Below are 13,888 nucleotides of genomic sequence, written 5' to 3'. Positions count from 1 at the left end.
TAACAACATGTTTTCAATGATTTCGTTTATGTGATATTACGTAAAATGAAGGTGGTAAATACTTGATTATTTTAGAAACACCGGGAGCGATCAAAGAAAGTTAAGATCTGTCAAACGAATATAAGTAGAGTTATTGACCGTGAAATTATATTCAAATACGAGTTATCCTCAATTAACGTTTACTTTTGTGAATAAACATATGCCATGATGAAGGATATTAAATTAGATCCCTCTATAAAAGCAATACGAACCACACAACTAGGAATAGTGGTCAGTATTATTTTAGTTTTCGTTAAAGCAGCGGGTGGTCACTTTGGACATTCCTATGCACTGATTGCTGATGCCACTGAAACTGGAGCTGATATAGTGAGTTCATTGCTATTATGGGTTGGATTAAGATACTCACTCAAGCCTGCTGACGAAAGACATCCTTATGGTCATGGGAAGGCTGAACCTTTGGCTGCTATACTCATATCTTTGTTTCTGGTCGTTGCAGCCGTATGGATTGGATTTAATGCTATTCATTTTATAAATACACCCCATGAAGGTCCGAGAGTATTTACACTATGGATTCTTATATTAGTTATTGGGATTAAAGAAGCATTGTATAAATATGTATTGAAGGTAGGTAAGGAGCTTAATAGTCAAGCCGTAAAAGCAGATGCATTCCATCATAGGAGTGATGCAATTACTTCAGTCGCCGCTTTTATTGGAATTGTGATTGCAATATTTGGTGGTAAAGGATTTGAAGTGGCTGATGATTGGGCGGCATTAATAGCCTCTTTTCTAATTGTATATAATGCTTATAATATTCTTAAACCGGCGTTTGATGAAATCATGGACAGTGCACCTTCAAATGAAATTGTTAATCAGGTTAGGAATATTGCCCAAAATGTGAAAGATGTATCAGCAATAGAGAAGTGTTATGTGCGTAAGATGGGGTTTGATTATTTTATAGATCTTCATATTCTTGTGAATGCGGACTTAACTGTCTCGGATGGCCATACAATTGCCCACATGGTTAAAGATAAACTGATGAAGAGTAATACCCATATTAAAGGGGCAATTATACACGTCGAACCTTATGTGATTAAACACAATAGCCACAATATCGTTAGATAAAAGTAACGAATCTTAACCTTTCGTAATGTTTAAGATTCATTTTTACCTTAATAATTTTTTTAACTTAATGCAAATGATATAATAAGCTGTCTCCTGAATGAGAGTGTAACAGTTATTAATTGTATTTTCTAAACCAACTGATCATCTTCATTTGAATTACGCCTAGAAAGGCTTCTCTGAATATTCTTGTGCTCATTTTTGATGTACCCTCCGTACGATCTGTAAAAATAATGGGTACTTCAACGACCTTAAAGCCATGATTAATAGCTGTAAATTTCATTTCAATTTGAAATGCATAACCTACAAATTTAATTTTGTTCATGTTAATCCTTTCCAATACTTTTCGGCGGTAGCATTTAAAACCCGCTGTGGCGTCATGGATGTTTATACCTGTAATAAAACGAACATAAACCGATGCAAAGTAAGACATAAGCACTCTGCTCATTGGCCAGTTTACTACGTTCACGCCAGTTACATAACGTGATCCAATCGCTACATCAGCTCCCTGTAAACAAGCGGTGCGCAAACGAATCAAATCAAGAGGGTTGTGTGAAAAATCGGCATCCATCTCAAATATATACTCAAACTGATGGTTTAAAGCCCACTTAAAGCCGTGTATATAAGCAGAACCCAATCCTTGTTTTCCATTTCGCTCTTCAATATAAAGCTTTCCGGAATATTCACCTTGAAGATGTTTTACAATATCACCTGTACCATCAGGCGAACTGTCATCTACGATCAGGATATTAAATGGAATGGATAAGGAAAATACCGCACGAATAATCTTCTCGATATTTTCCTTCTCATTGTATGTTGGAATTATAACTAAGCTATCAGCTAACACAGATATAGTATTTAATTAACGAACTTCATGCATCAGCTTTTTCAATACCCCGGATAACAGAAACAGAAGTACTGCTGCCACACCTGGTAAAATAACAAAAAGCATAAAGAATTCGAATAAATTATGAATAACAAACCCTGCAAACATAGGATATTCTATTGGAATACGAAGTTCATTTAGTTTGGATAATTGAGCCGCTGTTGGGATAATTGTTTTATCAAGCACCGCCTGAAGATTAACCCCTATACCTTGAGCCAGGGTATATTTATCTCCTGTAGGTGGAAGTGCTGCTCCCAGTGTACCTGCTAAGGCATAACCGGCTGCATTAGCAATAAACCAGACTCCCATTAAAAGGGATGAAAAACGTAGAGGTGCTAGTTTAGATACTAATGATAATCCTATTGGAGACAAACAAAGTTCTCCCAATGTGTGGAATAAGTACATCAATATTAACCAGGATACACCGATTTTTTCTGTTGTTCCCAGACCCTTAACCTGAAATGCCATGATTAAAAATCCTACCGCTAACAGCAAAAGGCCAAAAGACTGCTTTACAGGAGAGATTGGCTCCAGATTTCTTTTTTGAAGATACAACCATAACCAGCTGAAAGGCAAAGCAAATACAATAATAAAGATAGAGTTTGCATTTTGTACAAATGAAGGGGGCATATTCCATCCGAATAGACGTCTGTCTGTTTGATAATCAGCTATAAAAGTTAGTGATGATCCTGCTTGTTCAAAGCATGCCCAGAAAAACATAACGAAAAAAGCAAGTATATATAAGGCCATAATTCGATCTCTTTCCATTTTTGAAAGAGAGTTATCAGATATTATAAATCCCGCAAGGGTAATTCCACTTCCGTAGATAAATGAATAGATCCAGTTTTGATCTACTGCAAAGCGAAAGAAAAATACTAAGATGAAAAAGGCAGCTATTGAACAGTAAATTGCTGTATTAGAAAATTGAGCTTTTAAAACTTCTTCTGACCCTTTGGTGATATTTAAAGAAGGTTTAGCTCCAATTGCATTACCTGTGGGTCCTACAACGTATTTTTCTTTTAAGAAATAGAACAGGGCTGATCCAAAGAACATGGCCATTGATGCTGCAAAAAATCCCCATTTAAATGCAGTTACGATACGTGTACCATCATCCAAAACTACATCTCCTAATAATGGGCAAATGTACATTCCTAGAAATGCACCCATATTTATACCCATGTAAAATATAGTAAAAGCAGAGTCCAGACGTGAATCTCCTTTCGGATATAACTGACCTACCATGGAAGATATGTTAGGCTTAAAAAAGCCATTACCTAAAATGATAGTTCCCAGTGCGATATACATAGCTGTTTTGGACATGTCAAAATTAGTCTCAAATGTGCTTGCACTAAAAAACAGGAATAGCTGCCCAATACCCATGACGACACCCCCAAGGAGAATACAATTACGATTTCCCAGGAAACGGTCAGATACGAATCCTCCCAACATTGGTGTCAGGTAACATAAACCTAAAAAGCCACCATAAATAACGGAAGCTTCAGATTCGCGAAATGCAAGAGAATTTACTAAAAAAAGAGTTAATAGGGCCCGCATCCCATAAAAGTTGAAGCGCTCCCACATTTCGGTAGTAAAAAGTAAATAGAGACCTTTTGGGTGTCCCTTTGCTGGCAGATTTGGATTTTCTGCGATATTGATGGTATCCATTCGTATGATTATAAGTTCATGTGTGTTAAATCTGCTTGCCTGCTCAACATATCTTCAAGTGTTGATCCATCATAAAAGGCTTTTGGTAGGATATAGGCTTGTTCAAAAGGCTTGTTTGCCTGTTTTAAAACTTCAAATAGCCTAAAAGGGAATAATAAAATATGTAATCTCTTCATGAAGTTATAAGAAGATTGAACAAATGAGATGTTTTGTTGTCATTGAATAGGGGGAAAGGCCTCAAATATCAGTATTTTTTTTAAATAATTACAAAACTGTGTTTATCTGACTTTATTTATGATTTCCTTTTGTGGATTTTTAGGGTCAATGTATAATTTATCTATTTCAGAGTCTGGATTTGTTAATCGAATATCATTCAAAAAGCTCAATCTACCTTTAATTAGCTTAAATCCATCGTAGGATAAGTCAGGGCCATATAAAGCAAAGTCACCTTTCATTTCAATATCCGGTGGAGCCAGGTGGTCAAATACAATTCTGTTTTCCTTCAATTCATAATTAAGTAGCATCGAAGCAGATCTGTTGTATTCGAAAATTATCCGATTCTTGTCTTGATATGTTTTATTTCCATCGAAAAGAGGCATTCCAAAAAATGCTTTTCCATCTCTAAAATAAAGTACTTCAATAACTTTTTGTGTTGATTTTGCTGTGTTGCCTTTCCATCCTAACAGAATGTAATAAGGCGTTTTTCCATCTTTAATAACAGGAATGATTTTATAATATTGTGCGCCAAACCATTTTTCATTGTTTAAAACTGTATCCTGAGGTGATTTTATCCCCGAGGTAAAGTCTAAAAGAGGCAATAGCTTAAGCGAATTAGTAGTGTTTATTTGTATAGCGCCATAATAACGATAAGTGCCATTATTGTTTAATACATGCCAGGTAAACAGTCGGAAATTATTATCCGGTGATCTTTGTATCGTTATTGACTTTAGCGAGTCAAAATCAAATTGAAATGAATTTGGTATTTTTAAGGCTTTGACAATAGTTCTCACCATTTTAAAGTTAGCATTATAACGTTCTGCCTCATCCGGATCGTTTATAACGGTAAATGCAAGTGCTTTAATTGTATCCTGGTATTCACTGATCTTTACATCTTGTGGTTCAATATTCGTCCTCTGGGCCATACCTACATGACTTGAACCAATTATATATAATAACAAAAAAACTTTTTTAATCATATCTCTCTAGAGCCAATCCATTCATATACACCCAGAATTAATAAAACTTGCTTATTTTTGAACAGATAAAAGAACCTAGTGGCGAAATTAAAAAAAAATACCATCTCTTATTATATAGAAAATACGGCTCCAATCTGAAATATATCATGATGGTGCTTTGTGTATTGGTTGTTACACTGGTTTTGCCTAAACACGCTCGGTTTAAATACGAATACGAAAAGGGTAAAGTGTGGATGAACAAGGACTTAGTGTCTCCTTATAGCTTTGCAGTCGAAAAAACCTTTGATGAAATAGAGCAGGACAAAGAGGAGGTTTATAAATCTGTACTCCCTGTTTATCATAATCGCCCTGATATCTTTAAGAACGAATTTCAAGCATTTATAGGCGACTTTGATGTTAAATGGGATAACTCACAAGAAGAGGAAAAACTCAAAAATACCTATCAGGATGTAGGTGTTCGAATCTTAGCTGCGGTATATCAGAAGGGTATCATGACCCATATAAAGAAATTTCAGCGCGCAAGTCAGAATTATAATTTTACTTTACTCACTGATAATGACGCAAATGAATTGAATACGATTGGTGTGTTTACTCTCGAAACCGCTGAGGATTATATTGATAGTCAGGTTCATGAAGCAAATGCCATTAAAAATAAGATTTGGTTGAGTAAATTAATTAAAGATCATATCCAGCAAACCTATATTTACGACGAGCATCTTAGCGAGAAAGTGGAGTCGGAAGCACTTAAAAACCTTTCTCCAACAAGAGGTATGGTTCAGCAAGGTGAACTTATTATTGCAAATGGTTCTGTAATTAGTCAGGAAATCTATCAAAAACTGGAATCTTTAAAAAATACATTTGAAGAAGAGCGTCATTTTAGTGGTAATAGAAGAGCTATTTTTATAGGGCAGCTTTTGTTAGGTGGATTGATAGTTGCGCTGCTTATGATTTTTCTTAGGCTGTTTCGAAAGGATATCTATGATGACAACCGGAAGATGTCCCTTATTTTAGTTGTTATCACCATGATGTTAGTATGTCTTTCATGGGCAATCAACCTGAAGATTCAGAATCTTTATTACATACCCTATTGTATTGTTCCAATTATAATACGCATACTTTTTGACACACGTCTTGCCCTTAATATTCATCTACTGGTCGTCTTAGTTGCTGGTTTTTTTGTGCCCAATAGCTTTGAATTTGCCTTTCTACAAGTCACTGCTGGAATGGTAGCCATATACAGTATTAAGAATTTGATTAAGCGGGAGCAGCTACTTATTTCTGCTCTTTTGATTCTGTGTAATTATATAGTTGCCTACTTAGGCATTTCACTGATCAGAAATAATGGCACATTAACAAACATCGAATTGGTTAGCTTTTTACCTTTTGTGTTTAGTGTTTTACTTTCGCTGTTGGCTTATCCACTGATATATGCATTTGAAAAGGTGTTTGGACTTACATCTGAAGTTACGCTGATGGAGATTACCAATACCAATTCCCGCTTACTTCGTGAACTGTCTTTTAAAGCGCCTGGTACATTTCAGCATTCCCTTCAGGTAGCTAATTTAGCAGAAGCGGCAATTTTTAATGTAGGCGGAAATGCACTCCTTGTTCGGGCAGGAGCCCTATATCATGATATAGGCAAAATGGAGAATCCGCAGTATTTTATAGAAAATCAGAATGGTGCAGTTAATCCCCATGATAAATTGTCTTACGAAGCAAGTGCCCAAATTATTATCAGGCACGTAAATAAAGGAGTTGAATTAGCTCGTAAGAATCATTTACCTGAAATAGTGATCGACTTCATCAAAACGCATCATGGTAACACGCGTATGGATTATTTCTACCAGTCTTTCTTGAAAAACTTTCCTGAGCAATTTGTGGATGAGAATATATTCCGTTATCCAGGCCCTATACCCTTCTCAAAAGAAACAGGTGTCTTAATGCTTGCAGATTCAACCGAAGCGGCATCAAGGAGCTTAAAAGAACCCAATAAAGATACGATCAGTGCATTAGTTGATCGCATTATTGACTATAAATTGGAACAAGGGCAGCTAAATAATTGCAATATCACGCTTAAAGACATCGCAACTATTAGGTCAATTTTTAAGAATATGCTGATGAGCATCTATCATGTGCGGATTGATTATCAAGTTTAAATATTTAATTTCATTTAGCATGATACTAACAGTCTAGTTTTCAGTATACTTTTAAGTTAGTAATAAAAAAAGGCCTTTAAAGAAGGTTTAAATGCTAAATTATTTTTGAAGAGTAGGTTGAATTACTATATTTGCAGTCCTGAAAAGAGGGGTGAGGTGCCTGAGTGGCCGAAAGGAACAGTTTGCTAAACTGTCGTACTGGCAACGGTACCGAGGGTTCGAATCCCTCCCTCACCGCTGATTGATTAATCAAATAATACCAAAAGCCTGTAAATTAAATATTTACAGGCTTTTTTGTTGCCCTGAGATAGTCAAATATACACGAATTCGCAAATAAAATGAGCGACATTCATGGCGTCTTTTTAGTGCAAAATAAAGACGCCACGCAGATGGTGTAATTATCTGATTTTAAACATGTTCGAGTACTGAACATCTTAACTTTTTACCACTGCATTTCTATATTTATTCACTTAAAAAATCTTTCGTTATGTTAGAGAAAAGTTTAGGCTTAATGTTTTTTTAAACTGCAGCGAAATTACGATGGTGGACCAATGTATATCTATCTAAAAATTACCGTAGACGGTGTTCCCAAAGATCTTTCTGTTAAACGCTCGTGGCTTCCATCAAGGTGGAATTCAAAAGCAAACCGTGCCAGTGGCAATAAAGAAGATGCTAAAGCACTTAATGAGTATCTTGACATACTACAAAATAAAGCATACGATGCCCGGAAACATTTGATCGACAGAGGGAAAGTAGTTACGGCTTTGGCCGGCGTAGAATTGCTATCCGGGGTTGACGAACGGTAATGGATGTTACTTTCATTGTTTGAAGGGCATAACAAAGACTTAAAGAAGATGGTTGGAAAACTCTGCGCATACTTATGGAGTAGCAGAAAATCTCCTCAATAGATATTTTTCTGCGGACAGGATAGGGCAAAAATGGTTATCGGAGCTGACTTATATCCAAACGGATGAGGCCTGGCTTTACCTGACCACTGTTATTGATCTGGCCGACAGAAAGGTAATTGGATAGGCTACAAGCGAAACGATAAACGCAGGACAAACCAGCGTGGGCTGCATGGCAGATGGCCATAAAAAACAGGACTGTTACGAATACACGAATTTTTCATTCGGATAGAGGGATACAATAAGCTCTATGAAGAATTCAGAAATCAATTGAAAGGTTTTCCTGTTTCTCAAAGCATGAGCAGTAAAGGCAATCGCTGCGACAATGCTGTGGCCGAGAGTTTCTTCAAGTCGATAGAAAAGTGTTACAATTCCACTACAGTATTTGCCCTATCTATGGATAATTGTTTGTTTTGATCATTATTCCCTACTATGTCCCTCCATGGATAGTCTTAGTTCAGGATTAGAATTTTAGAAATACCTATTTCGTTAACTAAGGTTTGTCCATCAGGTTGCAACGAAGATTTGTTAGTATAAAATTGATACGGAGGATTGCCTTGCTATTAGCATCTATATCAGCTTTCATCTGTCCTAATGTGATTTTTCAATAGTTAAAGTTTGGAGCTTCTGCTTTTCTAAAAAAGTAATATTTCCAGATTCCTTGTTTAATAAACAAAATTGAATCCATACCTCTTTATCTTTTGTCCTAATTACGTAAGTCTTAATATCGTCCAAAGAATTTAACCCGATGGAGTAACCATAATGTTTATTGATGAGTTCAGTATTCCCAACACGGTCGATTTCTGACTTAGGTACTGGAATATTGTTCAGCTGAACTCCGCCTAAAGCTAAAATCGCTTTTTCGAAACTCTTCTCAACAATCAAACTGTTGAATTCTGTAGTTTCAGGGTTAAGTACATCAATGCCAACTTTACAGGTCCTTCCTTCCTGCGGGATTAATTTCCCGTTTACAGCAAAATATTCTTTATCAAAATCAGAAAAGTGCGATTTTTTGATACCACCCGCATAATCGCCATATCCATATTTTTCTGGAGCACTTAAATAAGGAAATACGCCCAGATCTTTATCGGAAATAGGGATTTTATTAATATCGAATACTTTACTAGTATCAACTGAAGCTATATTAAGTGCATCATCAGTTCCCATTGCCGGAGATGTTGTATTTTCTGCTGTTACTTTCTGTTTACAAGAAAAAATGGATAAAGAAATGTATAAATAAAGTAATGTTCGTTTCATGAGTTTGTTTTTATAACAGTTATTTAGTGATCTTATATTTTATATCTGATAGAACTTGTTACGATTGTATTGATAGCTAACTAGTTGGAAAGTTTCAAATGCAGCCTGAATTTTCCTTTTATAGGATGGGTTTCGTATTTATAGTTCTCTTTTTTACAAGCAGCATCTCCATCCAAATGTGTATCTATATTAGTAGTTTCCTGGCTCACCGTACCATCAAAATAGCCAGAAATAAGACCTATTCCATTACTATGGGTTTGCATATCTTCTATAACAATGTTGCCATCATCATGGTGAAAACGATAAAAACCTGAGGTATAAACTTTCGACGTTTCCTGATTTACCGGCGATATACGGACTTCGATATACGGGCCCACTCGGCCTTCCGGAAAAGGACATTTACTATTGCTATTAACTTCTATAGCGTTTTTGCCCATGGGAAAGGAACCTTTTTGAAGTTTAGCGGAAGATACGCCTCCTAGAGTGTTAGAGAATTCTATATGAACTGTAATTAACAAGGTGTCATTACTTGCAGTTTTTGCAATCAGGAACTGAGTAGTACTCGTGTTATGCCAATCTCTTGGGATATTATTCCATAGCATATATTCAAGTTTCTTATCATTAAAATTGGAACTTGCTACATTGATGAATTTGTGGCCTAGGAATTCCATGTTGAAATATTCGTCCGCTCTTTCCTGGCCGCAAGCCTCGAACGTCAAAGAAACTAAAGCTAATAAGAGTAATTTTATCTTCATCAATAGTAGATTATTGTTTTAATGAATGTTCAAACACTATACCAAATTTTCTGAAAATATAATATATCTATGTTATTAATATGTTAAATCAATAGTGTGGAGATTTCGGTAAGGGTGACCATAGCATTCCGCTATTGAGAGTCAGTGTATTTCGGTGAAATTGACCAGCTCAAATTATTGACAGCTGTAACTTTGTAACTGGGTGTGTGTGTTTTGTTGACTGGCCAACTCGCCATGGAATCGGTTGGTCATAGGCGCCGAAATTCTCAATCTTCTACTTTATCTTGCTGGAAACAGCGCTTGCATCAGATGAAATTGAGGTAATTAGTAATAATGGTAATAAATGGCCAAGATAGAGCTGTTTCCGGGCGCGGGCCAACTGTTCTCGGTAGCCTATTTCTATAAATACTTTGATAAACCGGCAGAATATTAAAGGATAGACAATGAAAATACGGGCAGGGGTTACATCACCATCGCAAACTCTGACTGGACAAAAGTAAGGGGATGGGAATTTGAGCTTCGAAAAAGTTTAGGTTTTGTGTATGACGGACTTCCTTTTCTACAGGATGTATATGTTAGTGGTAACCTTACCCTTCAAAAATCGGAAGTAACGGCACGCGAGGTACAGTATGAAACGACATCCGCCAGCACCGATACAATGTACTATAAATACTTGAAATACCCCCGTGCCCTGTATGGACAGGTTCCATTATTATATAATGCCGGAATACAATACGCTGGGAAAAAACTGGGTTTGAACCTTACCTATAATCATGCCGGGTACAAAACATTCATTACTGGGGTAGAGCCTGCTTATGTTGAATATGAAAGACCGCATTCACAAATGGATGCGCAGATCAGCTATAAATTTTTGAAAGGAAAGATAGAAACCAACTTGAATGTAAGCAACCTGCTGGATGCCACTTTCCGTTATTTCATCAATGACCCAACAACCTATGAATTAAAATCCGGCAACGAGGACAAATTAAATCTGGAATGAAATGATAAATACGCGTATAAATGTGGTTTCTATGAGAAATTTGAAGAAGGCTATGTTGACCCGGCGACGAACAGACGGGTTGGTGACAGGCAAGTATAAAATTTGTTACACCAGGCTCAGGGTGCAGTTCCTGGATAAAAAGCCGAAAGAACTAAAAAAGCGAATCCTGCTGAAAAGCCTACTTTTATCTTGCTTCAAGCAAATATTAAGCTGGCTTACGGAACTTAATCAAACATACATCGATAAAGAGGCTGTCTCATCATACTGAGATAGCCTCTTTTAGTGTGCCGGGCACGGCAATCAGCTATAGGGTGTAAGTCACAAACCCATTTTGCAGTAGGAAGGGTTAGCCAAGAGCAAGGGTGTCGCAGTTGACTGCGAATCCGAAGGAAGCAGGCGGCAAATATGGGGGCATACGAACAGTTACTTGAGATTAGCGAATGTAAAAGACTCAAGCGATTATAATTGCTACGAAATAAACGGCATCACAAGTGAAAATTTGTCATTGCGCCCCGTCAATAATGGAAAAATATTCCTTTTTGTAAGGCAATGAATCCTGTCTGGTAACCAATTTATATTAGTATTCAATCTTAAACTTTTCAAACATGCTTTTAATGTCTAATTTAGATTGAAGATCTTCCAAATCAAGTACGTCAGTCTCATCCACACTATTCTCCGAATCTAACGCAGGCAAATATTTATAAATACTCCATTTCCCCTTATGATACTCCAAAGCAGTTAAGTTCTCCACCCAATCACCGGAATTTAGGTAAAGTACCTCCCCATTGCTGGTAGGTATCGACCGTAATTCAGGTTGATGAATATGTCCGCAAACTACATAATCATAACCTTTTTCTCCCGCTAATTCCGCTGCAGTCTGTTCAAAGTCATTGATAAACTTAACGGCATCTTTGAACTTAGCCTTAATCCGCTTAGAAAAGCTCATCTTTTCCTGATGCATTAAAGTAAGGCCCCAGTTTACCATTTGATTCATTATGATTAAGGTATCGTAACCTACTGCTCCTAATTTGGCAAGCCATTTGGAGTGTTGCATCGTAATATCGAATACATCTCCATGAAAAAACCAGGCTTTATGCGTCCCATCTAAATCAAGTACGAGTTTATCTATCAAACTAAAACTGCCAATTTGAAGATCACTAAACTTTCGAAGCATCTCATCATGATTTCCTGTTAAATAATACACAGGTACTCCCTCTGATACAAACTTCATTAATCTTCTCACCACTTTCATGTGCGACTCCGGCCAGTATGATTTACTGAATTGCCAGATGTCAATAATGTCACCATTAAGAATAATCTTTTTAGGCTTTATGCCTTTCAGATATATAAGAAGTTCCCGGGCATGACAGCCATAAGTTCCAAGATGTACATCAGATATCACAAGCAGGTCTATTTCCCTTTTTGGCATAGATTCATTTTATGGTAAAATTTAAATTTTAATATGAATTGCAAGTTAAATTTATATTAGCTTATCACTTAAATGTCATAATTTTAAAGCTTTAAAACAAATAGGTAAAGCTGTTATCTTTGCATAGCATATGACTATGATTGAACTACTTAAACAACCCTGGCCATGGTATACATCAGGTATTTCCATCGCTTTCATTATGATTTTACTGTTTTTATACGGTAAATCCTTTGGCTTTTCTTCAAATTTACGGACACTTTGCACAATAGCAGGTGCAGGGAAAAAAGTTAAATTCTTTGATTTTGATTGGAAAACCCAAAATGGAATCTGTTATTTCTTATTGGTTCAATATTGGGAGGATGGCTTTCGTCTACTGTTTTGAAAAATGAGGAACCAATGCATCTTTCAACTGCCACCATTAGCGATATTAAAAAACTAGGTGTTGATTTTGATGGGCAGATAAACCCCTCAGCGATCTTTGGTGTCGACTTTGCTACATCGCCTAAAGGCGTACTTATACTACTCGTAGGAGGTCTCCTTGTAGGCTTTGGTTCACGTTATGCAGGTGGTTGTACATCCGGACATGCCATAAGTGGACTTTCTAACCTGCAAATGCCCTCTTTGTTAGCCGTTATTGGCTTTTTTGCAGGAGGATTAATAATGACGCATCTTTTATTACCCTATATATTCTAATTACATGAAAGGTTTAAAATTTATAATTGCAGGTATTCTATTTGGTGTAATTATGTCTAAGTCTGAAGCGATTTCCTGGTATCGCATCCAGGAAATGTTCCGTTTTCAATCATTCCACATGTATGGCATTATCGGCACCGCGGTAATTATTGGAACTGTAGCTGTATTTCTGATTAAAAAATTCAAGATTAAAGATACTGAAGGTAATCAGATTGTTTTTCAGGATAAACAGAAAAGCTGGCCCAGATATATTATTGGAGGATCTATATTTGGACTTGGGTGGGCATTAACAGGTGCATGTCCAGGTCCCATGTTTGTAAATATTGGCTACGGGTATTGGTCTATGCTCATCGTCATATTTGGCTCATTACTTGGAACCTACCTATATGGTGTTATAAAAGATAAACTTCCTCATTAATAAATTTAGTAATCAGCTGTAAACACTCCTTTATCCAGCTTAAACTTCTCAAATTCAGAGAGATCATAAGCCGGACAAGCACCAATCTTTGATGTAATAAACGCACCCAATGCAGTTGCATTAAGCATAGATTTTTCTAAGGTGGACCCTTTAATAAGTTGTGCCAGGTAGCCTGCAAGAAAGGAATCGCCACTGCCTACTGTATCATTTACGGTAACCGGTATGGATGGAAAAATATGCTGTGCCTCCAGGTTATAGTGCAAAGCACCTTTGCTTCCCTTAGTAAGCAACACAAAGGATTTGATTAAAAAATCTCATTTTGAATATCACTCTGCAAATTTATTTTTCTGTTTTCAGAATAATAACAAGTTTAGTGCAATAAATAACAAATTATAAGCTAAATCCTGTT

15 protein-coding genes and 1 tRNA gene are annotated in these 13,888 nt (G+C 36.5%); 8 read left to right on the top strand and 8 right to left on the bottom strand.

Annotated elements, in window-relative coordinates; translation table 11 throughout:
• The first annotated feature begins 204 nt into the window (after positions 1-204).
• On the top strand, positions 205-1,122 hold the full coding sequence (locus tag ADIARSV_RS00630) for a cation diffusion facilitator family transporter (RefSeq protein ID WP_235048339.1): 918 nt from the start codon (positions 205-207) through the stop codon (positions 1,120-1,122).
• Positions 1,123-1,237: 115 nt separating this feature from the next.
• On the opposite strand, the gene ADIARSV_RS00625 is transcribed toward ADIARSV_RS00630, so the two are convergent.
• From ADIARSV_RS00625 to ADIARSV_RS00615, 4 genes are all read right to left on the bottom strand, one after another.
• Positions 1,238-1,966, bottom strand: coding sequence for a polyprenol monophosphomannose synthase (locus tag ADIARSV_RS00625; RefSeq protein ID WP_016193395.1), 729 nt, complete (start codon positions 1,964-1,966; stop codon positions 1,238-1,240).
• 15 nt (positions 1,967-1,981) lie between these two features.
• Positions 1,982-3,670: a peptide MFS transporter gene (locus ADIARSV_RS00620; protein WP_016193394.1), complete on the bottom strand. Its 1,689-nt coding sequence runs from the start codon at positions 3,668-3,670 to the stop codon at positions 1,982-1,984.
• A gap of 8 nt (positions 3,671-3,678) precedes the next feature.
• Positions 3,679-3,846 carry a hypothetical protein gene (locus ADIARSV_RS21725; protein ID WP_016193393.1) on the bottom strand — a complete coding sequence of 56 codons (168 nt, stop codon included), beginning with the start codon at positions 3,844-3,846 and terminating at the stop codon, positions 3,679-3,681.
• 102 nt (positions 3,847-3,948) lie between these two features.
• The gene (locus ADIARSV_RS00615) at positions 3,949-4,848 is read right to left on the bottom strand and encodes a hypothetical protein (protein WP_016193392.1); all 900 of its coding nucleotides are present in this window, start codon (positions 4,846-4,848) and stop codon (positions 3,949-3,951) included.
• Positions 4,849-5,015: 167 nt separating this feature from the next.
• Here ADIARSV_RS00615 and ADIARSV_RS00610 point away from each other — a divergent pair, with 167 nt between their 5' ends.
• The 4 genes from ADIARSV_RS00610 to ADIARSV_RS21385 all read left to right on the top strand — a co-directional run bounded on the left by ADIARSV_RS00610 (position 5,016) and on the right by ADIARSV_RS21385 (position 8,054).
• Positions 5,016-7,022, top strand: coding sequence for an HD family phosphohydrolase (locus ADIARSV_RS00610; protein WP_016193391.1), 2,007 nt, complete (start codon positions 5,016-5,018; stop codon positions 7,020-7,022).
• Positions 7,023-7,172: 150 nt separating this feature from the next.
• Positions 7,173-7,259, top strand: a tRNA-Ser gene (locus ADIARSV_RS00605).
• 287 nt (positions 7,260-7,546) lie between these two features.
• Positions 7,547-7,828, top strand: a complete 282-nt coding sequence (locus ADIARSV_RS00600) for an Arm DNA-binding domain-containing protein (RefSeq protein ID WP_262482213.1) — start codon at positions 7,547-7,549, stop codon at positions 7,826-7,828.
• A 52-nt stretch (positions 7,829-7,880) separates the two neighbouring features.
• Positions 7,881-8,054, top strand: a complete 174-nt coding sequence (locus tag ADIARSV_RS21385) for an IS3 family transposase (RefSeq protein ID WP_016193389.1) — start codon at positions 7,881-7,883, stop codon at positions 8,052-8,054.
• 464 nt (positions 8,055-8,518) lie between these two features.
• Here ADIARSV_RS21385 and ADIARSV_RS00590 read toward each other — a convergent pair whose 3' ends face one another.
• On the bottom strand, positions 8,519-9,184 hold the full coding sequence (locus ADIARSV_RS00590; RefSeq protein WP_016193388.1) for a hypothetical protein: 666 nt from the start codon (positions 9,182-9,184) through the stop codon (positions 8,519-8,521).
• An 80-nt stretch (positions 9,185-9,264) separates the two neighbouring features.
• Positions 9,265-9,939 carry a hypothetical protein gene (locus ADIARSV_RS00585; protein ID WP_016193387.1) on the bottom strand — a complete coding sequence of 225 codons (675 nt, stop codon included), beginning with the start codon at positions 9,937-9,939 and terminating at the stop codon, positions 9,265-9,267.
• A gap of 538 nt (positions 9,940-10,477) precedes the next feature.
• Here ADIARSV_RS00585 and ADIARSV_RS00580 point away from each other — a divergent pair.
• Entirely contained in the window at positions 10,478-10,939 is a 462-nt protein-coding gene (locus ADIARSV_RS00580) for a hypothetical protein (protein ID WP_016193386.1), read from the top strand.
• Between the two features lie 577 nt (positions 10,940-11,516).
• On the opposite strand, the gene ADIARSV_RS00570 is transcribed toward ADIARSV_RS00580, so the two are convergent.
• On the bottom strand, positions 11,517-12,368 hold the full coding sequence (locus ADIARSV_RS00570) for a UDP-2,3-diacylglucosamine diphosphatase (RefSeq protein ID WP_016193384.1): 852 nt from the start codon (positions 12,366-12,368) through the stop codon (positions 11,517-11,519).
• Positions 12,369-12,674: 306 nt separating this feature from the next.
• On the opposite strand from ADIARSV_RS00570, the gene ADIARSV_RS00565 reads away from it, so the two are divergent.
• Both ADIARSV_RS00565 and ADIARSV_RS00560 read left to right on the top strand, forming a co-directional pair.
• Positions 12,675-13,061 carry a YeeE/YedE family protein gene (locus ADIARSV_RS00565; RefSeq protein WP_235048338.1) on the top strand — a complete coding sequence of 129 codons (387 nt, stop codon included), beginning with the start codon at positions 12,675-12,677 and terminating at the stop codon, positions 13,059-13,061.
• Between the two features lie 4 nt (positions 13,062-13,065).
• Positions 13,066-13,479: a DUF6691 family protein gene (locus ADIARSV_RS00560; RefSeq protein WP_016193381.1), complete on the top strand. Its 414-nt coding sequence runs from the start codon at positions 13,066-13,068 to the stop codon at positions 13,477-13,479.
• A 5-nt stretch (positions 13,480-13,484) separates the two neighbouring features.
• Here the strand turns inward: ADIARSV_RS00560 and ADIARSV_RS00555 are convergent, their stop codons facing one another.
• A complete protein-coding gene (locus ADIARSV_RS00555; RefSeq protein ID WP_016193380.1) occupies positions 13,485-13,772 on the bottom strand; it encodes a carbohydrate kinase family protein in 288 nt (95 codons plus the stop codon).
• Between the last annotated feature and the right edge of the window lie 116 nt (positions 13,773-13,888).

Origin of the sequence: Arcticibacter svalbardensis MN12-7 (assembly GCF_000403135.1) — a bacterium.
Lineage (GTDB): Bacteria > Bacteroidota > Bacteroidia > Sphingobacteriales > Sphingobacteriaceae > Arcticibacter > Arcticibacter svalbardensis.
The sequence above is the reverse complement of the archived record's forward strand: the minus strand, read 5'-3'. Positions and strand labels throughout refer to the sequence as shown.

Coding starts and splice junctions, on each gene's coding strand:
- ADIARSV_RS00630 (WP_235048339.1), top strand. CDS start 205: ATGATGAAGGATATTAAATTAGATCCCTCTATAAAAGCAATACGAACC.
- ADIARSV_RS00620 (WP_016193394.1), bottom strand. CDS start 3,670: ATGGATACCATCAATATCGCAGAAAATCCAAATCTGCCAGCAAAGGGA.
- ADIARSV_RS21725 (WP_016193393.1), bottom strand. CDS start 3,846: ATGAAGAGATTACATATTTTATTATTCCCTTTTAGGCTATTTGAAGTT.
- ADIARSV_RS00610 (WP_016193391.1), top strand. CDS start 5,016: ATGGTGCTTTGTGTATTGGTTGTTACACTGGTTTTGCCTAAACACGCT.
- ADIARSV_RS00590 (WP_016193388.1), bottom strand. CDS start 9,184: ATGAAACGAACATTACTTTATTTATACATTTCTTTATCCATTTTTTCT.
- ADIARSV_RS00585 (WP_016193387.1), bottom strand. CDS start 9,939: ATGAAGATAAAATTACTCTTATTAGCTTTAGTTTCTTTGACGTTCGAG.
- ADIARSV_RS00570 (WP_016193384.1), bottom strand. CDS start 12,368: ATGCCAAAAAGGGAAATAGACCTGCTTGTGATATCTGATGTACATCTT.
- ADIARSV_RS00560 (WP_016193381.1), top strand. CDS start 13,066: ATGAAAGGTTTAAAATTTATAATTGCAGGTATTCTATTTGGTGTAATT.